The organism is Bradyrhizobium sp. CCGB20 (assembly GCF_024199855.1).
Lineage (GTDB): Bacteria > Pseudomonadota > Alphaproteobacteria > Rhizobiales > Xanthobacteraceae > Bradyrhizobium.
Genome location: NZ_JANADN010000001.1, coordinates 556573 through 579893 on the forward strand (window position 1 = coordinate 556573; position 23321 = coordinate 579893).

Annotated in this window: 19 protein-coding genes; 8 read left to right on the top strand and 11 right to left on the bottom strand. The window is 65.8% G+C overall.

Features of this window, described 5'->3' with window-relative positions; all coding sequences use genetic code 11:
- Window positions 1–102: 102 nt before the first annotated feature.
- Window positions 103–1218: a beta-propeller fold lactonase family protein gene (locus NLM15_RS02590; protein ID WP_254115130.1), complete on the bottom strand. Its 1116-nt coding sequence runs from the start codon at window positions 1216–1218 to the stop codon at window positions 103–105.
- A gap of 125 nt (window positions 1219–1343) precedes the next feature.
- The gene (locus tag NLM15_RS02595; protein WP_254115131.1) at window positions 1344–1481 is read right to left on the bottom strand and encodes a hypothetical protein; all 138 of its coding nucleotides are present in this window, start codon (window positions 1479–1481) and stop codon (window positions 1344–1346) included.
- Between the two features lie 133 nt (window positions 1482–1614).
- Here NLM15_RS02595 and NLM15_RS02600 point away from each other — a divergent pair, with 133 nt between their 5' ends.
- From NLM15_RS02600 to NLM15_RS02605, 3 genes are all read left to right on the top strand, one after another.
- Window positions 1615–1791 carry a hypothetical protein gene (locus NLM15_RS02600; protein WP_254115132.1) on the top strand — a complete coding sequence of 59 codons (177 nt, stop codon included), beginning with the start codon at window positions 1615–1617 and terminating at the stop codon, window positions 1789–1791.
- 111 nt (window positions 1792–1902) lie between these two features.
- Entirely contained in the window at window positions 1903–2028 is a 126-nt protein-coding gene (locus NLM15_RS43455; protein ID WP_256565372.1) for a hypothetical protein, read from the top strand.
- 133 nt (window positions 2029–2161) lie between these two features.
- Window positions 2162–2458, top strand: a complete 297-nt coding sequence (locus NLM15_RS02605; protein ID WP_254115133.1) for a hypothetical protein — start codon at window positions 2162–2164, stop codon at window positions 2456–2458.
- Window positions 2459–2485: 27 nt separating this feature from the next.
- On the opposite strand, the gene NLM15_RS02610 is transcribed toward NLM15_RS02605, so the two are convergent.
- A complete protein-coding gene (locus NLM15_RS02610) occupies window positions 2486–3175 on the bottom strand; it encodes an aspartate/glutamate racemase family protein (RefSeq protein WP_254115134.1) in 690 nt (229 codons plus the stop codon).
- A gap of 236 nt (window positions 3176–3411) precedes the next feature.
- On the opposite strand from NLM15_RS02610, the gene NLM15_RS02615 reads away from it, so the two are divergent.
- Window positions 3412–4521, top strand: coding sequence for a DUF937 domain-containing protein (locus NLM15_RS02615; RefSeq protein WP_254115135.1), 1110 nt, complete (start codon window positions 3412–3414; stop codon window positions 4519–4521).
- A 93-nt stretch (window positions 4522–4614) separates the two neighbouring features.
- Window positions 4615–5109 (top strand): hypothetical protein, encoded by a 495-nt coding sequence (locus NLM15_RS02620; protein ID WP_254115136.1) that lies wholly within the window; start codon window positions 4615–4617, stop codon window positions 5107–5109.
- A gap of 150 nt (window positions 5110–5259) precedes the next feature.
- On the opposite strand, the gene NLM15_RS02625 is transcribed toward NLM15_RS02620, so the two are convergent.
- Both NLM15_RS02625 and NLM15_RS02630 read right to left on the bottom strand, forming a co-directional pair.
- On the bottom strand, window positions 5260–7923 hold the full coding sequence (locus tag NLM15_RS02625; RefSeq protein WP_254115137.1) for an EAL domain-containing protein: 2664 nt from the start codon (window positions 7921–7923) through the stop codon (window positions 5260–5262).
- Window positions 7924–8036: 113 nt separating this feature from the next.
- Window positions 8037–8720, bottom strand: a complete 684-nt coding sequence (locus tag NLM15_RS02630; protein WP_254115138.1) for a hypothetical protein — start codon at window positions 8718–8720, stop codon at window positions 8037–8039.
- Window positions 8721–8907: 187 nt separating this feature from the next.
- On the opposite strand from NLM15_RS02630, the gene NLM15_RS02635 reads away from it, so the two are divergent.
- On the top strand, window positions 8908–9969 hold the full coding sequence (locus NLM15_RS02635) for a LysM peptidoglycan-binding domain-containing protein (RefSeq protein ID WP_254115139.1): 1062 nt from the start codon (window positions 8908–8910) through the stop codon (window positions 9967–9969).
- A 154-nt stretch (window positions 9970–10123) separates the two neighbouring features.
- Window positions 10124–11395, top strand: a complete 1272-nt coding sequence (locus NLM15_RS02640) for a Spy/CpxP family protein refolding chaperone (protein WP_254124126.1) — start codon at window positions 10124–10126, stop codon at window positions 11393–11395.
- Here the strand turns inward: NLM15_RS02640 and NLM15_RS02645 are convergent, their stop codons facing one another.
- From NLM15_RS02645 to NLM15_RS02655, 3 genes are all read right to left on the bottom strand, one after another.
- On the bottom strand, window positions 11396–12223 hold the full coding sequence (locus NLM15_RS02645; RefSeq protein WP_254115140.1) for a hypothetical protein: 828 nt from the start codon (window positions 12221–12223) through the stop codon (window positions 11396–11398).
- Between the two features lie 266 nt (window positions 12224–12489).
- Entirely contained in the window at window positions 12490–14934 is a 2445-nt protein-coding gene (locus NLM15_RS02650) for an adenylate/guanylate cyclase domain-containing protein (RefSeq protein ID WP_254115141.1), read from the bottom strand.
- 247 nt (window positions 14935–15181) lie between these two features.
- Window positions 15182–17248, bottom strand: coding sequence for an AsmA family protein (locus NLM15_RS02655; protein ID WP_254115142.1), 2067 nt, complete (start codon window positions 17246–17248; stop codon window positions 15182–15184).
- 260 nt (window positions 17249–17508) lie between these two features.
- Here NLM15_RS02655 and NLM15_RS02660 point away from each other — a divergent pair, with 260 nt between their 5' ends.
- Entirely contained in the window at window positions 17509–18183 is a 675-nt protein-coding gene (locus tag NLM15_RS02660) for a Crp/Fnr family transcriptional regulator (RefSeq protein ID WP_254115143.1), read from the top strand.
- Window positions 18184–18281: 98 nt separating this feature from the next.
- On the opposite strand, the gene NLM15_RS02665 is transcribed toward NLM15_RS02660, so the two are convergent.
- The 3 genes from NLM15_RS02665 to NLM15_RS02675 form a co-directional block, all read right to left on the bottom strand.
- The gene (locus NLM15_RS02665; protein WP_254115144.1) at window positions 18282–21452 is read right to left on the bottom strand and encodes an efflux RND transporter permease subunit; all 3171 of its coding nucleotides are present in this window, start codon (window positions 21450–21452) and stop codon (window positions 18282–18284) included.
- The gene (locus NLM15_RS02670) at window positions 21452–22381 is read right to left on the bottom strand and encodes an efflux RND transporter periplasmic adaptor subunit (protein WP_254115145.1); all 930 of its coding nucleotides are present in this window, start codon (window positions 22379–22381) and stop codon (window positions 21452–21454) included. Before NLM15_RS02670 ends, NLM15_RS02665 begins: the two co-directional genes overlap by 1 nt.
- Window positions 22382–22539: 158 nt before the next feature.
- Window positions 22540–23211 (bottom strand): OmpA family protein, encoded by a 672-nt coding sequence (locus tag NLM15_RS02675; RefSeq protein ID WP_254115146.1) that lies wholly within the window; start codon window positions 23209–23211, stop codon window positions 22540–22542.
- Window positions 23212–23321 lie beyond the last annotated feature (110 nt).

The following is a 23321-nucleotide window of genomic DNA, read 5'->3' on the forward strand; positions in this document are numbered from 1 at the left end:
AGAATGCCGCAGCGCAGGCGGCGCGATGCCGCCTGTCGAATTAGTCTTCGCACAAGCAAATAGGTTCGCCGCCCTTACCCTCCCCTCCAGGGGAGGGTAAGTTCACGGCAGGTTCAAGAACTCCACCCAGTTCGGCTTCTTGCCGGTGGGATAGGATTTCAGCTTGGCCAATGCGCCGCTGCTCTGGTCGATCGCATAGACCGTCATGCTGTCGGAGAGCTCGCCGACTGCGGCGAGGTAGCGCCCCGCGGGATCGATGTGGAAGCCGCGCGGCTGCTTCTCGGTCGGCACGCTGCCGATCGCGGTCAGCTTGCCGCTTTCTGCGTCGACCTTGTAGCCGGCGAGCGTGTTGGTGGTGCGCTCGGAGGCGTAGAGGAAACGGCCGTCCGGGGTGATGTGGATGTCGGCGGCCCAGGGCTTTCCACTAAACCCTTCCGGCAGCGCAGTGGTGCGCTGGATCTCGGTCCAGGCGCCGCTCTTGGCCTCATAGGCGAACGCCGCGACGTCGCCGTTCAGCTCGTGGACGAGATAGACGAACTTGCCGTTGGGATGAAACACGAAGTGCCGTGGCCCCGATTTCTCCGGCACCTTGATGACAGGCGGATCGCTCGGCGTCAGCGTGCCGGCCGTAGCGTCGAATGCGAAGCTCAGAACCTGATCGGAGCCGAGATTGGTCGCGAACACAAATCGGTTGTCGGGCGAGGGCAGGAAGGCGTGCGCGTTCAGCCCGGTCGGGATCACCTGCTTCGGCTCGCCGGCGACGCCGTTTGCGTTGAGCGGATTGAGCGCGACCTTGTTGCCGCCATAGGAGGCGCTGAACAGGAATTTGCCGCCGCGGTCGCTCGCGATGTTCGCCATGCTGTCGGCGAGCGGGCCGTTGCCGATATGGCTGAGCTGGCCCGTCTTGGGATCGATCGCGAAGCTCACCGCGAGGAACGGCTGCGAGCGCACGCCGGCAATCAGGACACGGTGGTCGGGCGTGATCGCCAGCGGCGTCGAGGAGCCGGGCTTGTCGACGCCGGTGAAGGCGGCGGTCTGCACCGGTGTCATCTCGCCGCTCTCGGCCATCTTGAACACGCTGATGTCGTTGCTGTCGGCGTTGCCGACATAGGCGAAGGTCTCGGCCATGCCGGGGCGGGCTCCAGAAATGAAAGCGAGGAAGGCGAGGGTGATGGCGACCGCAACGCGTGGCGCGCTGCGGCGTGTCGGTTTCAACATGGGGCTCCTCCTTGGGCCGGTACGGCATCGTCGTTTTGCCGTGGAGGATAGCGGGAGCCGTGCCGCCGCACCAAATTCCAGTTGGGATCGATCGATGCCGAAATTGTATCGGTCGCGCGGGACGGCTACCGCACCGCCGCCGTCAGGCTGCGGGACGGCAGATGCGGGCCGGACGCAGTGTTGGGTGCTCCGAGCAGGCCCCAAACGGCCACGGCAAGCAGCGCGCAGGTCAAAATGGTCCAGGTGACCAGTCGTTTCCGCATCAGGCCAGGTCCGTCCGTCGTTTGAGGCACCTGCGATCGTGCACTGCAAACGGCGACGATCCTATGAACTCGTTCACAGGCAAACATCGCAACGTCATGGCGAACCAATGCCGCGCGAGCGCATTGACCCCGCATGCCCCGTGAAAATGACCTCGAAGGCAAGCCCGATATGGGCGGCAAGCATGGCGGCCAGAAAGGCCAGCCCAAGCCGCCGCCGCGCCCGCGCGAGGGCGAGCGCGATGAGGACGTCGTGGCAAAGCGCCACACCGATCAAACCGATCGCGGCTCGCCGCCGACCAACAAAAAATAGCGCCGCGTTTCGCCCGCACACCGCCGTGCCGCAATCGCGCCGGGAACGACCGCCTTGCCTTGCCGTTAGCTTGATCCCGCGGGCGGAGGAGATCGAAACGGAGGCTGGCAGATGTTTTGGATTTATTGGAACACCGCCTGGTCGCTGATCATCAGCGGCATCTGGGTTGCCACCATCGTCAGCCATCCCGATTCCGAAATCGCCGAGGTGCGAGCGGCCAAACGACGGCTGATGTGAATTTTCGCATCTCCCCTGACATTTGCCGCCTGATCGCTGCTCGCCTTTGCTGCTTGACCCACCGCGTTCATTGACGCTGTGAAGCGGCGACCGCAGGATGCATCGCCGTCAATGCCCGCGTGAGATTCCGGCGATGTCCGACCAGGCCAGCCTCCTGACCTTCGTGCTCGTGGCCCGGATACCCGAAGAGGGTATCGCGGACTTCCAGGCCTACGAGGCTGCCGTCCTGCCGCTGCTGGGGGAGTTTGGCGGGCGTCTGGAGCGTCGCCTTCGAAGTCAGGACGGCACCACGGAGGTGCACATCGTCAGCTTCGCGTCCGAAGCGGACTTTCAGAATTACCGGAACGACCCTCGGCGCACGGCGCAAGTCCGGCTGCTGGAGACATCAGCGGCGAAGCTGGAATTGCTGCCAATGACGAACGTCCAATAGCTCTACCGCGAAGCCACGCCGGCGCGCTCATCCGATCGCGAAATCGGCCGCTGTCTCGGCGTGAATGGCCGTCGTGTCGAACGTCTCGACCGTCGTGTCGTCGCGGCCGACCAGCATCGTGATCTCGGTGCAGCCGAGGATGACGCACTCGGCGCCGCGGGCGACGAGCGCCGCCATCACGTCCTGATAGCGACGGCGCGAAGGCGCGGAGGCGATGCCGAGGCACAGTTCATCGTAGATGATGCGGTTCACGTCGGCCCGCTCGTCGGTGGGAGGTATCAGGACGTCGAGATCGTGCGCGCGCAGCCGGGCGATGTAGAAGTCCTCCTCCATCGTGAATTTCGTGCCGAGCAGGCCGACCCGCCGGTACCCTTTGGCCCTGATGCGCTCCGCCGTTGCGTCGCCGATGTGAATGAAGGGAATGGTCACGCGCGACATGATGTCGGGCGCGAGCTTGTGCATCGTGTTGGTGCACAGCACGATCGCACGCGCGCCGGCGTCCTCGAGACGCCGCGCGACCTCCGCAAGGCTCGCCGTCGCTTCGTCCCAGCGGCCGGCATATTGCATCTCCTTGATCTCCTGAAAGTCGTAGGAATACATCAGCAGCGGGGCCGAATGCAGCTTGCCCATGCGATCGCGGACCCGCTCGTTGATGAGCTTGTAGTAGAGCGCCGTACTCTCCCAGCTCATGCCCCCAATCAGGCCAATCGTTCGCATTCCGCGGCTCCGAGAATGATCGAATGTGGGGATCGTAAGCGAAGAAGCCGAAGCTCGCCATCGTAGTGGAGGATTGCTGACCCGTTTGCCACTTTTGCCCTGAGCTGAACTCGTTGATCTAGATCAAGGCGCCGGATGATAGGCCAGCGTTTGAGCTAACGACGATTGTCTCAGCAAACTCACGGATTGGGGGCGAACCAAGCAGACACATCCTGCAACGTAGTGGAGAAATCGCCATGGCCATCAATCTCAGTTCAGTTGCGGCGCAACTCCTGACGCCTGACGTCATTGCGCAGATTGCTTCCTTTCTCGGCATGGACCGAAGCACGGCGCAGAAGGCCGCGGGAGCAACGATCCCCGCAATACTGGCAAGCCTTGCCGATCTGGTCGGCACTCCGGCCGGCGCCAGCCAACTATCGAAACTGCTGTCGCAACAGCAAGGCCCTAACCCCATCGACCTGCTACGCAACTCCGGCGCTCAGGGCTTGGCCCAGATGGGCTCGAGCATGTTGTCCGGACTGTTTGGCGGCCGAACCGTGGACACCATGGCCCAGGCGATCGGCAAGTTCGCCGGGACGAACGATAACGGCGGAAAGTCGTTGCTATCCGTGGTCGGCCCGCTCGTGCTGGGCATGCTCGGTCAGCAGCAGCGTGACTCCGGGCTGGATGCAAACGGACTGGCGTCGCTGCTGCGCTCGCAGAAGGACCAGATCATGGCGGCGATCCCGTCGGGGCTCGCGGATCAGCTCGGCGCCGCAGGCCTGATCGACAAGACGGTAGCCGGAGCGCGCAGTGGCATGGCCACGGCCGCCGGCGCATCCGAACGGGTAGCCTCCAGTGCGAGCCAAGCCGCCTCTGCCGCCGGCAGAGCGCAATGGCCATATTGGCTGGGCGCTCTGGCCATCGTTCTCGGCCTTGGCTGGTATGCGCTTCAGCGCCCAACCGAGCCCACGGTCGCTCAGAGTCCCACTGTCACGCGACCCGCAGCTGGAACAGTGGGCTTGGCGCCCGCGAACTTGACCGTTGACGGGGTGAATCTGGCGAACCAGATCGATTCGTCGATGGGCACGCTGAGGGCCGCACTGCCGACCATCACCGATGACGCCAGTGCGCAGGCAGCCCTGCCGAAGATCAACGACGCCATCGCGCAGCTGGATGGCATCACGGCGCGGGCGGCCAAGCTTTCTCCGGAAGGGCGAAGCGCGCTTGCCAAGCTGATCATCGCGGCGACGCCGACGATCAATCAGATGTGCGACAAGGTATTGTCGACGCCGGGCGCAGGCACGCTCGCAAAACCCACGATTGACAATCTTCGCGCCAAGCTCGATGCGCTGACGAAAGTCTAAAAGTCTAGAAGTGGCGCGCAACAATCTGGCCACCAACCTGCGGCGACGCGATGTACCTGCTGCATCCGTCGCCGCCATCAGGGAGATACGCCCATGACCGACAAGACCAATTTCACCAAGGATGAATGGGCGCTCCTCCTGAGAAGTCCCATGAATGCGGGAATGGCCATTACGGCCGCCGATCCGAGCGGACTGTTCGGGCTTCTGAAGGAATCGTTCGCCAGCGGTACGGCGCTCGCACGGGCCGCCACCGACCCCAATGCCAACTCGCTGGTCAAGGCCGTGGTTGCCGATTTCCAGACGAGCGAGGGCAGGGCCGCGGCCCACGACGGATTGAAGGCAGAGATTGGCAACAGCAAGCCGGCTGAGATGACGAGCAAGGCGGTCAACTCATTGCGCGAGGTTGCGGCCCTTCTTGCTGCAAAAGCTCCAGCTGATGCCGCGGATTTCAAGGGATGGCTGCGTCAAATCAGTCAAAAGACGGCCGAGGCTGCATCGGAGGGCGGAGGCTTGTTTGGCGGAGGCGTTCAGGTCAGCGATGCCGAGAAGGCAACCCTCGGCGAAATCTCGAGCGCGCTTGGCGTCTAGCCCAGGTGCACCGAACGGACGTCATCCCTCTGGCGCGCCGGCCAGGCGCAAGCCCTGATACGTCCGTTCGCGCATTGCAAGATAGGTTGGCAAGACAGGTTGGATGATCGCTCAGTGCGCCGTTGCGGAAGCGAAGAACGGTAAAATTGGCTAGGCCGCCTTCGCCTGCGCCGACAGCAGCTGCTTCAGCTTCGCTGCGGGCACGGCCGGGCTGAACAGCCAGCCCTGCATCTGGCTGCATCCGAGCTGGCGCAGCACCTCGCGCTGGGCTTCGGTCTCGACGCCTTCCGCGGTCGTCGCCATGCGGCGGGCGGCGGCCATGTGCACCACGGCCTGCACGATCGGGGACGAATCTTCGGACTGGCCGATGTCGCTGATGAAGCTGCGGTCGATCTTGATCTTGTCGAATGGGAAGCGGTGCAGATAGCTCAGCGAGGAATAGCCGGTACCGAAATCGTCGAGCGCGATGCGCACGCCGAGCTCGCGGAGCTGCTGGAGAATCGTCAGCGCTTCCTCGTCGTCGCGAATGAGGACGGTTTCGGTGACCTCGAGCTCGAGCCGTCCGGGCGCAAGCCCTGACTCCGCGAGTGCGGCCGCAACCTTCAGCGCCAGCGTCCTGGCGCGGAACTGCACCGGCGAGACGTTGACGGCGACATGGATATCGCCCGGCCAGCTCGCGGCCTCGAGGCAGGCCTGCTTCAGCACCCATTCGCCGATCTCGCCGATCAGGCCGGTCTCTTCCGCGACCGGAATGAAATCGGCCGGCGAGATCATGCCGCGCTCGGGATGGCGCCAGCGCAGCAGCGCCTCGCAGCCGTTCACCACATTGGCCGCGAGATCGACCAGCGGCTGGTAATGCACCTCGAACTCGCCGCGGACCAGGGCCTGGCGCAAATCGAGCTCGAGCTGGCGGCGCAGCCGCGCCTTGGCGTCGTATTCGGGCACGAACACGCGGAAGGTGCGGCGTCCCTCGGACTTCGCCGCATACATCGCGAGATCGGCGCGCTTGAGCAGATCGTCGAGATTGTCGCCATGGTCGGGCGCGATCGCGATGCCGATGCTGGCGTCGGTCGGGATCTCCTGGCCCTTGCAGTCCACGGGCGTGCGCAGCGCCTTGAGGATATTTTCCGCAAGCGCCGTCAGCTCGGCCTGGTCGCTGGTGCCGGCCTTGACGATGGCGAACTCGTCGCCCCCGAGCCGCGCGACGAGGTCGTTGCCGCTAACGCAGGCGCGCAGGCGGTTGGCAACCTGGCGGAGCAGCTCGTCGCCGACCTCGTGGCCGAGCGAATCGTTGACGCCCTTGAACTCGTCGACGTCGATGTAGAGGATCGCGAACGGCTTACCTTGGGCAAGCTCCGCCACGCGGCGCTCCAGATGGCCGCGCATCAGCACGCGGTTGGGCAGGTCGGTCAGCGCGTCGTAATGCGCCATATGCGCGATGCGCTCGTCGGCGCGGATGCGCTCGGTGACGTCGTCGTGGGTCGCGAGCCAGCCGCCGGCGGCACCGGGATGGTTCTTGATCTCGATCAGACGGCCGTCGGCGGTCTCCACGACGGCGCTCTGGGTACGTCCGACCTGGCTCAGGATTCCGTCGCAATAGGAATCAACGTCGCCCTCGAACGATCCGGTGTCGTGGCGATGCTGGATCACGTCGCGGAAATAGGCGCCGGGCTTCACCACGTCGGCCGACAGTCCGTACATCTCGACATAGCGCCGGTTGCAGACGATCAGACGCTCGTCCTGGTCGAACATCAGAAGGCCTTGCGTCATCGTGTTCATCGCGGTGTCGAGCCGCTGCTTCTCGACCGAGAGGCGGTGCATCATCTGACGGAAGATCAGATAGAGCGTGAGCACGAGCAGGCCGATCGACAGCACGGCCACGAAGACGAAGAACTTCGTCTGCGTGCGCCAGGTCGCCAGCGTCGCATCCAGCGATTTGGTGGCGACCACGACCAGCGGCTCGCCGGTCAGCATGCGCGAGGCGACGATGCGGTCCTTGCCGTCCATCGGGCTGGCGAGCTGCGTCGTCACGAAGGTGCGCTCGAACACCGCCATCTGCTCGCGCGTGCCGTTGCGAAAATTCTGTCCGATCATCGCGTCGACATGCGGAACGCGCGCGAGCAGCTGGCCATTCTGGTGGTGCATCGCGATCGAGGAGTCCTCGCCGAGCCCGGCCGAGGCGAAGAAGGATTCGAGCTGCGCCGGCGAAATGGCCCGCGACACCATACCGAGGAACTCGCCATGCGGGCCGGTGACGCGCCGCGCGAACACGATCGCAGGTCCGTTGCCGAACCGGCCGGGCACGACCTCGATCTCTTCCTGCGAAGCCGGATCGTTCTTGAGGCGATTGAAATAGTTGCGGTCGGACACCGAGATATCGGCGACCGGCCAGCGCCGCGACGAGTTGATCAGCACGCCGCCGGCATCGAACACGTTGGCGCCGGCGACGTCGGACCAGCCGCTGGCTTTGGCGCGCAGCACCTCGTGCATGGCCAGCGTGCCCATCTCGCTGCGGAAGACGTCGGCGGATTCGATGCCGTGGCTTTCGAGTTCCGCGATGACGCTCTTCTGGAGCACCGCGAAGTCGGCGAATTCGCGGTCGAAGTGACGGGCGAGCAGGCGGACGGAATTTTCCAGGCTGTCGCGGCCGCTCTCGATCGCATTCTGCCGGAAACGGTCGACGGTGAGCGCGGTGCCGATGGCCATCGCGACCATCAGCACGAAGCCGCCGGCGATCAGCCACGTCAGCGGCGCTCCCCGCCAACGGCGAAGCAGCGCGCGCATGCGCGCGGTCCATCGGATTGATGTGCCCATCCAGCCCTCCCGTGGGATGCAAGATGCAGCAAAACCGACAAGAGCCCGTTACCAGTGAGGGTTAGGAAAACATGAATCGGAGCGGAATCAGAGGGTTGGTTCCCTCAGGCGGATCACCGGCGGATTTCCCACCTCAAGGCTTCCGCATTCCCCTTCGCGAACATCGCCGGTACGTCGAACGTCCCGGTCTTGAGGTCATAGCGGCAGCGCCAGTCGGCCAGCCCCTTCACCGCGACGTTCTTCGGATGCTTGTCCATCTCGCCCGACAGCGAGATCACGAGGTAACGGTTGTCGGGCCATGTCACGCCGAGCCCGCGATAGGCCTCCTCGGTGCCTTTCACGAGATTGGCCGAGATGTGGTAGTCGAGCTTCATCTTCTGCCGGCTATGGAAATAAGCCCAGGCGAGGTCGCTGAACGGCTTTTTCGTCGCGCTGGCGAAGGCGCCCTTCTCGACATGGTAGAGAAAGAGGTCCTGCTCGCCGGAGCCGGTCTTCTGCATCCGCACCAGCCATTGCGAATCGTTGGTGAAGCGGAAGCCGGCTGGATAGTCCTGCTCCGGCTTCAACTCGGTCATCCGCTCGCCGTGCCGCGCCCACGCCTGCCATTTGAAGTCGATATCTTCGCTGTCCTTCTTGTACTGCTCGATCCCGGTGGCCTTGTCGGGCGAGGTGAAGGCAAGATCGGCGTTGTCGCTGAGAACGAAGCCCGGGGGCGGGCCGGATCCGGCGAGCGCGGGAGCTGCCGCCAGCGTCAGGGCAAGCGCCAGCCATGGCGCGGGGCGGTAAAATGCGGCCACAGGAAAAATCCTTAAGAAATGACCGCGATGCGGCCTCGATGATTTGACGCCGTCGGCACCCTGCCGGTTCACGCCGATGCGCGCCGGAACGAAAGGTGCATCATCCCAAGGATCGTCTTGCTGCGGCAGCCAAATCGGCGCAATTTGCCGGCCTCGTTTGATTTGCGACCCAAGGGTTCATTGTCTGATGATCACCGCTTCCAAGGCTCTCATTGCGTTCTGCCTGCTCGCGGTGGGCGGCACCGTCCTGGTGATCGGTCCCACCGAGCTACGCCGCCTGCTGCCGGGCGGCGCGCAGACCGAGACCGCCGTCGCCGCCAGGCCGGAGACAAAACCCGAAGCCAAGGCGGAGACCAAGGCCGAGATTAAGGCCGAGACCAAGCCGGAGCCGAAGCTGGACGAGCCGAAGCTCGCCGCCGTCGCGCCGCCTGCGCCATCGGCGCCCCCGGCCTCCGCGCCGAAGGTGGATGCGCTCGCCGAGACGCAGAAACAGGCCATGGCGCTCGCCGATCTCGTACCGGCCAAGCCGCCGGCGGCGGTTGCGGACACCGGCCCGCGGTTCGACGTCGCGCGCGTCGACGATCATGGCGAGGCGGCGGTGATCGCGGGGCGGGCCGCGCCGGGTGCGCAGGTCGAGCTGCTGCGTGACGGCAAGCCGCTCGATACGGTGGTCGCCGATGCGTCGGGCCAGTTCGTGATGACCCCGCCGCAGCTTCCCGCCGGCTCCTATGAATTGACCCTGCGGGCGAGAGCGCCTGACGGTACCGTCACGCAATCGGGCCGCAGCATGCCGGTGACCATCGCCGAAGCCGCGCCGCCGCCCGCGCGCCCCGCGCCGGTCGCGCGGCAGGAGCCGGCACAAGCGCCGAAGCAGGCCGAGAAGACCGACGACAAATCTGATGTCGTGGCATCGCTGCCGTCGGCATCGTCGCGCCTGGCATCGGCGCCTGACCGGACCGCGGCCCGGCCGAGATTCATCGGGGCACCGAAGCCCAGGGTGATGGCGCGGGCGCCCGCGGCCACGACCGTTGCATCGGCCTCGCCGGCGGATGTCATCAGCGCTGCACCGGCCGAGGCCGGCGGCAACCGGGTGATCTCCCGCGGCGACAGCCTGTGGGCGCTGAGCAAGCTCGCTTACGGCGACGGCTCCCGCTACGCGGTGATCTTCAACGCCAACCGGGGCAAGATCCACAACCCCAATTTGATCTATCCCGGCCAGACTTTCGTGGTGCCCCAGAAGGCGGAGTGAGATCGCGTCGGCAACGCCGATGCTTGTTGCGACGCTTTGCCCTCGATGTCTCCGGAACCTTCGGTTCCCCGGCGCGTCATTGTGATGCGACCCGGTGCGCGCGTGGCGCTGGGAGGAGGCCGAGGTGGTCAGGTCAGCTTTCAGGTCTGGACGCATGGGACTGGCGCTGGCGGGCGCTGCTCTCATGATTGCGGCAGTGCTGCTGCCGAACAAGGCCGAGGCGCAGTTCGGATTGCGTGGCGGCCCGCTCGGTGTCGCGCGCTTTGCCGTCGGCCACGTCATCGGCATGTCGCGGCTGCGGCACTCGCGCATGGCGGTTCGCGGCGGCCGATATCGCTCCGCCGCGTTGAGGTCGCAGGATCCTCGCGGCGCCGAGCGCGGCCAGCCTGCCAACCCCTACATCCTGCGCGCGGCGCTCACGGCGCAAGCTGCGCTGTCGGGCTGGCACGGCGGCCGCCGCCCGCAGGGCTGGTGGCGTCACCCCGATGGCAGCTATGGCTGGGCGGGCCCGGTGTTCTGGCCGTTCGCGCATGACGATCTCACCACCGCAATCATCTTCGGCGATACGACCAGCCTCTCGCTCTATGGCTATGGCGACATCTATGCCGCGATCTTCGCGCCCTACGCGGCCACGGAGCTCGCCGCCTACACGGCGCCGCAAGGCAGGCGCGCGCGAAAAGTCCCTTCGGCCGAGACTGTTTGCGATGCCAGCGACACCGGCGGCTTGCCGGTCGATCGCATCGCAGCGCTGGTGCGGCCGAACGAATTGCAGCGCGCGGCGCTCGACGAGCTCGGCACCGCCTGGGTCGCCGCGCGCGACACCATCCGCGCCGCCTGCCCGACGCAGGCCCCCGCGACCGCTCCGGAACGCCTCGGCCTGATGCGCGAGCGCCTTGCGGCCATGATCAAGGCAACGGAGGGGATCGCGCCGCCGCTCGCGAAATTCGTCGATCTGCTCGACGACGGGCAGAAGGCAAAGCTCGATTCGCTCGCCAGGGACCGCCGCGCCGCGCTTGCGGCGGGCCAGCCCAACAAGGATGCGCAAGCTGCGGCAGCCTGTGATGCGAACAGCGATCCCCGCTACGACGAGAAGCTGCAACGTCAGTACGAGCAGCTCGTGCAGCAGCAATGGCCCGCCGCCGAGATCGCCACCACCCTCCGTCTCGACGAGGTCGCGCGCGCCCGGTTCGAGGTGCTCCAGGACACGACGCTGCGCACCATGGAGACGCTCAGCGCCTGCCCGTCCAAGTCCGAGCCCAAGGCCGAGCCCTCGCCGCAGGCCCGCGTCACCGCGGTGAAGGCGCGGCTGGAGACGATGCTGCAAGCGGTGAACGGCGTCGGCGATGCCCTCGACGATTTCGAGGCCGACTTGAGCGACGAGCAGAAGGCGGGATTCGAGACGATCGGGCCGAAGCGGGGGGTGTGATCACCCGCACGCCCAGTCGAACTTCATGTCCTTGAAGTCGAGCTGCGCGTTGCCGCCGCCGAAATTGTAGCCGCCGAAATATTCCTCGAACTCGATGTAGAACGGACTCATCTCCGGCTCCGCCTGGCACGGCCGCATGGTGCCGCCGAGATGGTCGTGGGCGTGGTCCTTGACCCAGTCGTGCAGGCGGAAATTGTCGCTGCTCACGACGCCGCCGACATAGTAATAATAAGACTGATAGCCGGTCGGCGCGTTCTTTCGGGTGTGCTCGTCCTGCGGACCCTTGCCGGCATTGGGATCGGTGGCGCGTGGCGTGAGCGCAATCGCGCGGGTCTCGCTGAGATCGGTGCGCGGCGGGCTTGTAAACATCTTCTTCGCGTAAGGCGCTGCGGCCTCGTAGTAGGCACTGGCGCCGCCGACATCGAGCCAGCGCGGCCGCTCCGCCGTCGCAAGCGCGAGCGGCGCCGGCGGGGTCGCGAACGCGCCCTCGTATTCGGCCCTGGTCAGCAGCAGCGCGGCATAACCGTAGTCGAGGATATCCGTCATGCGCGACAGGCGCGGATGCGAGGCGCGCGCCAGCACCGCTTCGCGGATTTCGGGATCGTCGGGCGCGCCGCCGTCATTGTGGTCGGGCGCGGTGGCGAAGAACGACACCGCGACGATGTCCTCGCCATGGACGCGATAATCCTCCGGCAGCAGAAGCGTGAAGCCGTGCATCAGCGGAAAACCGGTGACGGGATCGAGCGGCCATTGCTCGCTGCTGATGCCCGGCGGCAGCCCATAGACCCAGCCCTGGTCGCGCGCACGATCGGCGGGACGGTCCAGCATCTGCAAATCATAAGCACGCGAAGGCAAGGCAAACGCCACAGGTCGTCTCCATTCCGGATTCCAGCCTCGACGTTGAGGCGATGGTTAGTCGCGGGGAGAGGAGATGTGGTTCGTGGGAGAGGCGAGGGAGATGATGCCATCCTGCCGGTGTTTTGCCCGACGTGTCAAAGCGCTTCGCCAAGCGCGCGAGGCCCACGTAAGTCATTGATCTTGCAGCCCCCGGCTACTGTGCATGGGGTTGTTTTCGACCTTTTTGTTTTGGAAGCCTACATCCGCCGCCGCGCCGCCGCATCCACCACGTGCTCCACCTCCTCGCGCCAGGACAAGATCTCCATCGCGAGCACGGGGTGGTTGAATCCTTTGACCTGGAGATCGTCGAGCGCGCGGGCCTCCACCCAGGGCTCGACGATGCCGTAGACGCGGCGGCTGACCACGATCTGGTTGGCCTTGGCTTCGCCGCAGAGGCGGGAGGCGAGGTTGGTGACGCTGCCGATCGCGGCATATTCCAGCCGCTGCTCGAAGCCGACCTGGCCGAGCGTGGCGTAGCCGACCGCGATGCCGATGCCGAAGCCGAGGCTGTGCCCGCGGTTGCGCCAGCGCTCGGTCAGCGGGCCGATGGTGTCACGCATCTCCACCGCCATCTTCACGGCGCGCTGGGTGTGGTCCTCGAATTGAATCGGCGCGTTGAACAGGATCATCACGCCGTCGCCGGCATATTTGTCGAGCGTGCCCTCATATTTGAAGATCAGCTTGCCCAGCGCCGCGTGATATTCGCGGAGCACGTTCATCGCCTCTTCCGGCTCGGTCGCTTCCGTGAACGCGGTGAAGCCGCGCAGGTCGCAGAACACCACGGTCACCTCGCGGCGTTGGCTGGTGAGCAGCCCCTCGGGGCTGTCGGAGGATGCGATCAGCTGCGCCACCTGCGGCGCCAGGAAACGCTCGAGCTTGCGGATGCGCTCGATCTCGCCGAGCTGGGTCTCGACGCGTTCCTCCAGCGACTTGTTCCAGTCCTTGAGCTGCTCGGTCTGCACGCGTAGCTTGTCGGCTTGCGCGCGCACGGTCTCGTTCGCCGCCTCCAGCGCGTGGCTCTTGTGATCGACCTCGGTGAACAGGCGCGCATTGCGCATCGCCAGCACGGCCTGGTTGGCGAAGGTGCGCATCAGGCCGATGATGCTGGCGGCGAACTCGCCGCTGGCACGGCGCAGCACCACGAGGGAGCCGAGCGTGCCCTGCTGATCGACCAGCGGCACCACCAGCACCGAGTGGAAGCCGGCCTCGACCGCGGCGTCGCGCAGCGGCTGCTCGGTCGCATGGTCGAGATCGGCAATCGCGATCGGCTCGCCTGAGCTCGCGGCATCACTCAGGATGTTCGCGCCTTCCTCGATCGTGACATGCGCGCCCTCGGCCGATTTGTCGATGCCGTTGGACTCGACCAGGTTGAAGCGGTGCGCCTCTGCATCATAGCCGTAGATCAGCACGGCATCGGCATGGGTAATCTCGATCGCGCGGGCGGCGATCGTCGGCAACACCGCGTTGAGATCGAGCGAGGAAGCGACGGCGCGGCCGACCTCTTCCAGCACCTTGAGCTCGTTGATCGACTGAGCGAGATCGCGGGTCCGCTCGTCGACCTTGGTTTCGAGGTTTGAATAGGTCTCCTGGATCTGGCCGGCCATGCGGTTGAACTGGCCGGCGAGGTCTTCCAGCTCGTCGGAGGTGTGGACGTCGATGCGGTGGCTGAAATCGCCTTCGCCGAGCTTGTGCGCGCCGTCGCGCAGCGCGGTGATCGGGATGATCATGCGGCGGGCGAGCAGCGTGCCGGCGAGGATCGCGACCATCAGGCCCATGCCGATCAGAAGCGCGATGCGCACGAGCTGGTCGCGGATCGGCATCAAGGCCTGCGCGGCCGGCTGCTCGAACATCACGCTCCAGCCGAGCTTCGGCACGGTGCTGGCAGCGCTGATCACCGCATGGCCGTTGAAGTCGGTGCCCGACGTGTCGGGCTCGCGGCCGGGCGCAATCGCGGCCGCCACCTGCGGCAGCTTCGACAGGTCCTTGCCGACATCGGGCCCCTTCGACGACGTCGCCAGCACGCGGCCGCGCGGATCGACCACATAGGCATGGGCCGCCTTGCCGACCTGGGCGTCGGACAGGAAGTCGGAGAGGAAGCTGAGATCGATCTCGGCCACGGTGACGCCGGCATTGAAGCCGGAATGCGCCACCGAGATCGACATGAACGGCGTCCGGTCGGTGAACCAGGCCGGCGCGTAGCTGACGCCGCGGGCAACCGTGTCGGTGAAGCGCATGTCGCGGGAGAGGTCGGCGTTGCCGCCGGTCGTGGTCGACTGGCGCGAGACGCGCAGCACCTCACGTCCCTCGCCGTTGAGCTGGAACAGCTGATTGACGACCGAGACCTGGTGCAGCAGCGAGGCGTAGTCGGCGCGGCGCTTCTCGAGCGTGTCCTGGCTTGCCCGCGTCACCCAGCTGATCTGGCGTTCGAGCTCGGAGATCGACTGCTCGATCCGCCGGGCGGCTCCTTGCGCCTTGTCCTCGAGCCCGTCGGTCAGCTGCGTCTTGGTCGCGCGATAGGAGATCCAGGTCTCCATCGCGCCGTTGACGGCGAGGACAAACACGACGAGGCCGACGAGGGAGACGACGTATTTGGCGAACAGACCCTCGCGCAGAAACCGTGTCTTGTCTTTCGCTCCGGCCATCCAGATCCTCTTGCGCCGCCTCCGGCGCCGGCGCTACGGGCCGTACCGGCCCAAGGGGCCTTCTAGCACAATTTGGGCGAAGGGACCGTCCCGCGACCCGTGGACCGGCCGGCGTGGTTACCGCTGGAGAGGTCGGGCGGGACGGAAAGTGGCGTTAATTGTCGCAGCCTCGTCCGTTCGGAGGAAGCGGCGGACCGGGAGGCCGATGTAAGGGATTGGCGTGGAGTTCCGTGCGTTGGTCCGCCAATCATCGATTAAAGAGCTGTCGCAGCACGTCGTTCATCGGCTGACTGTCCTGCTGCGCCATCGGCGGGTCGTCCAGGACCTGAGCTTGGGCCGGGGGCGTGGGAGAGGCCTGTGGAGCGGGTGTGGTCGGTGTTGCCGGCAGGCCGCGGCTCCGCCCGGTGCCAGTGCCGGTGCCAGTACCGCTGGAAAGCCCCTGCTGGATCAAATTGCCGATCGCCTCGCCCAAGGGGCCGCCGAGCGGATTGTTCTGTCCCGGCTGCTGGGTTTGCGGATTGGCATTGCCGGCCGCATTGCCGCCGCCCGGCGCGGTCGCGCCGCCCAGTCCGAGGCTGCCCAGGATATTGCCGAGCCCGGCGCCATCTGGGCCGAACAGGCCCTTGCCCATCTCGCGCAGCTTGGCATAGGCGGCGTCCGGATTGTCCAGCACTCCGGCCATATCAGGGTAGATCCGCGGCTGCGACCAGTTGCCCTGGATCATCACGGGAATGCCGAAGCCGACCGGCTCCGACGAGCGGCCCTGGCCTTCGGTCGTCATCACGAGCTTCGGCTCGACGCGGAAGCCCATCATCTTGGTGTCGAGCGCGATGGTGCCGGCGCCGGTCACGCGCACCAGCGGCCCGATCAGGTTGAGGTCTGTCGTCACCGCCTGACCCTTGTCGATGCGGAAGGACGCCGAGAGCTGCGACAGATCCGTGCTCTGCTCCTGGCTGGGGGCCTGGTTCTCCTGCCAGCCGGACAAGGTGCCCGCCGTCAGCGAGCGGATCATCTGCGCGACGTTGATGCCGCGGATGGCGCCGTCCTGGAAATTGACGAAGGCCGTGCCTTGCATGTTCGCCATCAGCGTGCGCTGGCTGGTGCCGGCGCTGCGCAGCGCGAGCTTGGCTTGCAGCTTGCCGTCGATCCGGTCGAAATCGGCAAGGCCCTGGAGCAGCGGCAGCGCGCGCACGCCGACGAGATCGGAATGCATGGCAAAGCTCGGCGCGCCAGTTGTGGCATCCAGGATCACCTCGCCCGAGACCTGGCCGCCATAGGCGCCGAGATTGGCGGTGCCGGCTTTGAGCACGCCGCCGGCGAGCTTCGCATCGAGCGCCAGCGGCGCGATGCGCGCATCGCCGATCACGGCCTCGTTCGCGGAGATCCTGACTTGAGCATCGACATAGTTGAGCCCGGACACATCGATCGGCGCATCGCTCCAGGGCTGTCCCGACGTGCCCTCCGGCGATTTAGCCAGCGGTATCGCGAGCCGCTGGAAGTCGAGATCGACCTTGACCAGTGGCTTGCTGGCAATATCGACCGAGGCCCAGCCGTTGAACGCGCCGTCGCCGAGCTTGCCGTTCACGCCGTTGATCATCACGACATCGCCGCTCAGCCGCATCTCGGCATGACCGGTGAGCTGAGACTTCAGCACATCAGGCATGTCGATGGCGAAATCCACCGGAATGGTCGGCCGGTCGGCCGGCGCCGCCGGCGTCGTCGCCTTGATGTCGAACTTGGTCGGGTGCTGGCCGACCCGCGCAGTGCCGGCGATGTCGAGCCTGCGGTCGCGGCCGACGACGGCATCGGCGTTGATGGCGCTGATGCGTCCCTCGACACGATCGCGCACGCGGGCGAACGCGACTTCACCGTCGATGACCTTGACGCGGTCGATGGTCGCGCCCGCGGTGTCGAGCGCCAGCGGCTTCGACGCGGCGCCGGCGTTCGGCAGGCGCTCACGCAGCAGCGGCTGATGGAGCACGGGATGGGTGACGACGAGTTCGCTGATCTTCGGGCGGCCCGACCATACGCTCGAGAGCGACATGTCGGCCTGCACGCTGCCGATCGTCAGGCGCGTGATGCCGCTGCGGTCCTTGGGGTCGGCAAGCGTGAGATCGTTGAGCGTGACGTTCAGCGTCGGCCACAGGCTGATCCTCGTGGCGCCGTCGACGGACAGGCGATAGCCGGTCGCGCTCTCGACCCGCGAGGCAATCGTCGTGGTCAGGAATCCCGAGGGGATCCCCACCACGAGGAGAAGTCCGATCACGACGATGACTGCGGCAATCGCCGCGCCGGCGAATTTCAATGCTCTCATCTCGACTTTCCAACAACGGACAACCGGCGTCGAAGCCGGCAGATCGCCGTCCTTTGCGCATGAGTTTATCCCCGGACGGGAAGCGGCTCCAAGCGCGTAAAATTAGTCAGGGGGTGCTGCAAAGTTATGTGACTTATGACACACTTCTCCGGCGCGGTTTTACGCGATTCTGATGTCGATGGTTCCAAGCGATTTGCCGAGGACACTGGCCGGAAGACAGGCCAGGGAAACTGACCAAGAACATTCACAAGGACATTGAAATGAGCAAGCAGGCCGAATTTGCGGTCATCCTGAAGATGAACGCGCTGTTCGCCGATCTCGGCGCAGACGAGCTGCAGCGGCTGTCCAACCTCTGCCACACCCAGCATCTGGGAAATGGCGAGGTGCTGTTCCAGAAGGGCGATGCGGGCGACGCGCTGTTCGGCGTGCGCCGGGGCCAGGTCCGCATCGAGACCGGCGCCTCGGATGGCAGCCGTCTGACCCTGAACTTCATGGGCCCGGGCGACCTGTTCGGCGAGGTCGCGGTGCTGGACGGCCAGAGCCGCACCGCGGATGCGACCGCGGGCGAAGCCAGCGAACTGTTCGTGCTGCGGCGCGAGGATTTTCTCAGCTTCCTCGAACGCGAGCCGAAGGTCGCGATCAAGATCATCGCGCTGCTGTGCCAGCGCATCCGCTGGCAGAGCGAGCGCATGGAAGAATCCATGCTGCAACCGCTGCCGGTTCGCCTCGCGCGGCGACTCTGCGCGCTCGCCGCCGATTTCGGCTCCGAGGTGCACATCTCGCAGGAGCAGCTCGGCGTCTTCGTCGGTGCCGCCCGCGAAAGCGTCAACCGCCAGCTTCAGGCCTGGCGCAAGGATGCGATTCTCGATCTCCAGCGCGGCCGCATCCTGCTGAGGAACATGACCAAGCTGACGGCGATCGCGCGGAACGAGTAGGGATTATTTGCGCACCTCGTCCGCGATGGGATGAGGCACGCTTGAACATTTCGTAGCGAAGAAGACCTTCAGCAATGTCGAGGTGTCCGACGTCGCTTTCAGAACTGTCTTGCGCTTTCGACATCTGAGTTGCGGTTCTCCGCCGCAGGGGGCGCGACGTTCTTCGGGGCCGGCGTCGCACCATGATGATCAGCGGTCTCGGCATCCTCGCTGTGCACGATCAGCCGCTTGGCGAAGCGCCAGATCAGGGCGCCGAGATCGTCCATCACCATGAACATCGCGGGCACGAACACCAGCGACAGGATGGTCGAGAAGATCAGGCCGCCGATCACCGCGAGCGCCATCGGCGAGCGGAACTCGCCGCCGGCGCCGACCGCGAGCGCGCTCGGCATCATGCCCGCGGCCATCGCGATCGTGGTCATCACGATCGGACGGGCGCGCTTCATGCCGGCGTCGATCATCGCCTCCTCGCGCGGTTTGCCGGCGCGAATGGATTCGATGGCGAACTCGACCAGCATGATCGCGTTCTTGGTGACGATGCCCATCAGCATCAGGATGCCGATCCACACCGGCGTCGTGAGCTGCTTGCCGGTGATGAGCAGGGCGGCGATGGCGCCGCCGATCGACAGCGGCAGCGAGAACAGGATGGTGATCGGCTGGAGGAAGGTGCCGAACAGCAGCACCAGCACCGCGTAGACCATCAACAGGCCGGCCGTGATCGCAGTGGCGAAGCCGTCGGACAGCTCGTTGAGGCTTTCGGCGTCGCCGGAGGGGGAGACTTTCACGCCCTTCGGCCGGCTCTTCATCACCGGCAGCTCGTAGATCTTCTTGGTGGCGTCGCCGAGCGCGGCGGAGCCGACGAGGTCGGCTGCGACCGTCGCCTGCCGCTCGCGGTCGTAGCGGTTGATGCTGGTCGGACCCTGGTCGAGCTTGACGTCGGCGATGACCGAGAGCGGCACACCGCCCTTCTCGCCGCGCTCGCCGAGCGGCACGCGCAGCTGCTCGAGCGTCTTCAGATTGCCGCGTGCGGCATCCTCGAGCTGCACGCGGATCGGCACCAGACGGTCGCCGACATCGAATTTGGCGAGCGCGGGACCGACGTCGCCGATGGTGGCGACGCGAATGGTCTGCGACAGGCTTTCGGTCGAGACGCCGAGCCGCGCGGCGAGATCGGCGCGGGGCTCGATGCGCAGTTCGGGCCGCTCCAGCGTGGTTTCCGAGATCACGTTGGAGATGGTCGGAATCCGCTTCATCTGCGTCGCGAGCTCGCTCGCGAAATTGTTGACGATGTTGGCGTCGACGCCGGTCACGACCAGCGAGATGGCGCGCAGGCCGTTCTCGTCGAGGAACCAGAAGCGGATGTCGGGAACGTTCTCCAGCTCCTGGCTGATCGAGAATTCGAGCTCGCGCTGGGTGATGTCGCGGCTGTCCTTGGGCGTGTAGTTGATGATCAAAGCTGCGCGCCGGACTTCCTGGGTTCCCGGAGGAACACGTCCGCCGTCGACGAAGATGCTCTTCACCTCGGGCCGCTTGCGCAGCCGCGCGACGATGTCCTCGGTGACTTTTTCGGTGTAGGCGAGCTGGGTGCCCGGCGGCAGCTCGAGTGCAAGCAGCGAGCGCGCGCTGTCCTGCGCCGGCAGGAAGCCTTGCGGCAGCAGCGTGATGCTCCAGATCGAAGCGGCGAAGACGCCGAAGCCGACCAGCACCGTGATGAAATAGTGCCTCACCGACCAGGCCACGATCCTGTGATAGGACCGCAGCACGCGGCCGGGCGGCGGCTCTTCGTGATTGCCATGTTTGAGGAAGTAGGCGGCGAGCACCGGCGTGACGAAGCGCGCTGCGAGCAGCGAGAAGAACACCTGCACCGAGACGGTGATGCCGAACTGCTTGAAGAACTGTCCGGCGATGCCGGACATGAAGCTCGCGGGTGCGAAGATCGCGATGATCGTCAGCGAGATCGCGATGACCGCGAGGCCGATCTCGTCGGCGGCTTCGAGGGCGGCACGATAGGGCGACTTGCCCATGTTCATGTGCCTGACGATGTTCTCGATCTCGACGATGGCGTCGTCGACGAGAATACCCGTCGACAGCGTGATGGCGAGGAAGCTGACGAGGTTCAGCGAGAAGCCGAGCAGGTCCATCGCCCAGAACGCCGGGAAGATCGACAATGGCAGCGAGATCGCGGCGATGATTGTGGCGCGCAGGTCGCGCAGGAACAGCAGCACGATGATGACGGCGAGGATGGCGCCTTCGAACAGGGTCGAGATCGCCGCGTGGTAATTGCCGTTGGTATAATCGACCGAGGTGTCGATCACCTTCAGGTCGACGTCGGGATAGGCGGCCTTCAGCGCGTCGATGCGCTTTTGCACGGCCTCGGCCACCTTCACGTCGCTGGCGCCCTTGGAGCGCTTGATGCCGAGCGCGACGATCGGCTCGCCGTTGAAGCGGGCGAAGGTGCGGCGGTCCGCGATGGTGTCGGTGACGGTGCCGAGGTCGTCGAGCCGGACCTCGCCGCCGCCGAACAGCGGGATCATGGTGCCGGCAAGGTCGCCCAGCGTCTTGGCGCCCGCGAGCGTGCGGATGGCCTGGTCGTTCTTGCCGATCTCGGCGCGGCCGCCGGCGACGTCGACATTGGTGCCGCGCAGGCTCTGGCTGACATTGACCGCGGTCAGCCCCATGGCCTGCAAGCGGTCCGGATCGAGCGAGACCAGGATCTCGCGCTCGACACCGCCGATGCGCTCGACCTGGGCGACGCCGCGCACGCCTTGCAGCGCGCGCTTGACCACGTCGTCGACGAAATAGGAGAGCTGCTCCGGCGTCTTGCCGGGCGAGATCGCGGCATAGGTGACGATCGGCAGGCCGATCACGTCGACGCGCTGGATCAGCGGCTCGGTGACGTTCTGCGGCAGGTTGGAGCGCACGCGCGTCACCGCGTCCTTGACGTCGTTGAGCGCGCGGTCGGTGTTGGTCTCCAGCGCGAACTGGATGGTGGTCACCGACAGGCCGTCGGTGATCGACGAGGTGATGTGCCGTACGCCCTCGACGCCGGAGACGGCGTCTTCAACCGTCTTGGTGACCTGGGACTCCAGCTCGGCGGGCGCCGCGCCGAACTGCGACACCGCGACCGAGATCACGGGAATGTCCGCCGAGGGCAGCCGCGTCACCGCGAGCTTGGTGAAGGACACCCAGCCGAGGATCAGGAGAATGATCGAGAAGACGACCGACGGCAGCGGATTGCGGATCGACCAAGCCGAGATATTGAGAGCCATCAGCGTACCCGCGTGCGATCGAGTTCATCGGCGAACATGGTCTTGATCTGGTCGCCGTCATGGAGCGAAGAGCCGGCGTCGGCCACGACGATTTCGCCGACGTCGAGGCCCTCCAGGATTTCCGTCGCGCTGTCGGACGACAGTCCGACCCGCACCTTGCGTGTCTCGACCGTATTGCCCTTGACGACCTGCACGGTGAGATGGTCGATCGCGGTCTTGGGGATCGAGACGCCGCAGCTTCGCTTGGCGTCGATCGAGGCGCGGGCAAACACGCCGACCTTCAGCGATGGATTGTTGGTGACGCTGATGCGGACGCGGCCGAGCTGCGTGGCGCGGTCGATTTCGGGCGCAACCAGCCGGACCCGGCCGATCAAATCGGGCGCGTCGTCGCGGCTGATGCGCACGGTCGCGCCGGAGCTGAGCTTGGGCATGTGCACCGCCGGGACCTGGGCGTCGAGCTCGATCTCGTTGTTGACGGCGATGCGGAACATCGGACCGGCTTGCGGCGAGGCGGGGGCGCCGACGATGGTGCGGACTTCGGTGACGAGGCCCGGCGCGGGCGCCTTCAGCGAGATCGGGCCTTGCGGGCCGGGTCGTTGCGGCTGGCCGGGAATCTGCGGCGGCGCCGTCAGGCGTGCCAGTTCCTGATTGTCGGTGACCATGGTGCCTTCGGTGACGAAGAGGTCGGTGACCCTGGAGCCTTCCTGGTCGGCGACGACCACGGCCTCGCGGCGCGGCACGAAGAATCCGGTCACCCGCACGAGGTCGGAGAAGCAGGCGTTGGTCGACTTCGTCACGATGACGAGCGCCTCGCTCGGCGTTTCCTTCGCCTCGGGGCGCCGCCGATGCTCGAACAGGTAATAGCCGACGCCGAGCGCAACGATGAACACCACGGTTCCGGCAGGCTTGAGATAGTCGGAGACGTTCATCGCCGGATTGTCCTGGCCTGGCTCACGGCCATCCGCACGAGGCCTGCTGAGAGCGTTTCCCTGAAATAAAGCGGCGTCCCGCAGGGCTGCGGGACGCGCGCTGGAAGCAAGACTTTACACCACATCACGACTTGTCACTTCAACGGATTGCGTCGTGCTCACTTCGATGCGGTGGTCTTGTTTTCCATGTTGACGACCTGCACGCGACGATTGACCTCCGCCATCGGCTGGCTCGGGTCTTTCAGCTTGCTCTTGCCGTAGCCGACGGTGACGAGGTCGGTTGCGGAGATGCTGTACTTGTCGATGAGGTAGCGCTTGATCGAATCCGCGCGGCGCTCCGACAGGTCCTGATTATAGCCCTCGCCGCCGGCGGCGTCGGTGTGGCCGGCCACCACGAAGGTCGAGCCCTTCAGGTCGGGGCTGGTCAGTGCGCGGCCGAGCGCCTGCACGGAGGCAAGCGACTTGGCGCTGATATTGGCCGAGTTGTAGTCGAAGGTGATCTCAAGATCGATGTTCGGCTTGTCCTTGGCGGCGGAGGCGATTTCCTCGCGCTCGGTCGACGAAAGCGAACGCGTCGAGCGGCCGCGCACCGACTGGATCAGCTTGGTCTCGGCCGCGCTCGGCGCGGGATCGGCCGGCGGGGCAATCGAGAGGCCGCGGGTCAACGGCTTTTTCGACGGCGGCGCCAGCGCGCGGACGATGTCGTCTTCGGTGACGTTCTTGCTGTTGCCGTCGTCGCCCGCGAACGCGAGCGGGGTCGTCAGCGACAGAGCGGCGCCGACCGTGACGATGGACAGGATCGCGGTAAATCCCTTTGCAGCCAATCTCATTGCCAGTCCCTCCTGCGCAGCTGACCTGCGCGGTTCCAAAATTCCTGCAAATGGGCCCCCCGGGAAAGGCCGCCTGCGGCATCCGTTCGTTAGTCTTCCTTGGGCTGCCG

Bases quoted from the DNA above. Each gene is read 5' to 3' on its own strand.
- NLM15_RS02645 (WP_254115140.1), bottom strand. From the start codon at position 12,223: ATGCTGGACCGTCCCGCCGATCGTGCGCGCGACCAGGGCTGGGTCTAT.
- NLM15_RS02640 (WP_254124126.1), top strand. From the start codon at position 10,124: ATGGGACTGGCGCTGGCGGGCGCTGCTCTCATGATTGCGGCAGTGCTG.
- NLM15_RS02615 (WP_254115135.1), top strand. From the start codon at position 3,412: ATGGCCATCAATCTCAGTTCAGTTGCGGCGCAACTCCTGACGCCTGAC.
- NLM15_RS02620 (WP_254115136.1), top strand. From the start codon at position 4,615: ATGACCGACAAGACCAATTTCACCAAGGATGAATGGGCGCTCCTCCTG.
- NLM15_RS02625 (WP_254115137.1), bottom strand. From the start codon at position 7,923: ATGGGCACATCAATCCGATGGACCGCGCGCATGCGCGCGCTGCTTCGC.
- NLM15_RS02595 (WP_254115131.1), bottom strand. From the start codon at position 1,481: ATGCGGAAACGACTGGTCACCTGGACCATTTTGACCTGCGCGCTGCTT.
- NLM15_RS02665 (WP_254115144.1), bottom strand. From the start codon at position 21,452: ATGGCTCTCAATATCTCGGCTTGGTCGATCCGCAATCCGCTGCCGTCG.
- NLM15_RS02590 (WP_254115130.1), bottom strand. From the start codon at position 1,218: ATGTTGAAACCGACACGCCGCAGCGCGCCACGCGTTGCGGTCGCCATC.
- NLM15_RS02670 (WP_254115145.1), bottom strand. From the start codon at position 22,381: ATGAACGTCTCCGACTATCTCAAGCCTGCCGGAACCGTGGTGTTCATC.
- NLM15_RS02660 (WP_254115143.1), top strand. From the start codon at position 17,509: ATGAGCAAGCAGGCCGAATTTGCGGTCATCCTGAAGATGAACGCGCTG.
- NLM15_RS02650 (WP_254115141.1), bottom strand. From the start codon at position 14,934: ATGGCCGGAGCGAAAGACAAGACACGGTTTCTGCGCGAGGGTCTGTTC.
- NLM15_RS02605 (WP_254115133.1), top strand. From the start codon at position 2,162: ATGTCCGACCAGGCCAGCCTCCTGACCTTCGTGCTCGTGGCCCGGATA.
- NLM15_RS02600 (WP_254115132.1), top strand. From the start codon at position 1,615: ATGCCCCGTGAAAATGACCTCGAAGGCAAGCCCGATATGGGCGGCAAG.
- NLM15_RS02610 (WP_254115134.1), bottom strand. From the start codon at position 3,175: ATGCGAACGATTGGCCTGATTGGGGGCATGAGCTGGGAGAGTACGGCG.
- NLM15_RS02635 (WP_254115139.1), top strand. From the start codon at position 8,908: ATGATCACCGCTTCCAAGGCTCTCATTGCGTTCTGCCTGCTCGCGGTG.
- NLM15_RS43455 (WP_256565372.1), top strand. From the start codon at position 1,903: ATGTTTTGGATTTATTGGAACACCGCCTGGTCGCTGATCATCAGCGGC.
- NLM15_RS02675 (WP_254115146.1), bottom strand. From the start codon at position 23,211: ATGAGATTGGCTGCAAAGGGATTTACCGCGATCCTGTCCATCGTCACG.
- NLM15_RS02655 (WP_254115142.1), bottom strand. From the start codon at position 17,248: ATGAGAGCATTGAAATTCGCCGGCGCGGCGATTGCCGCAGTCATCGTC.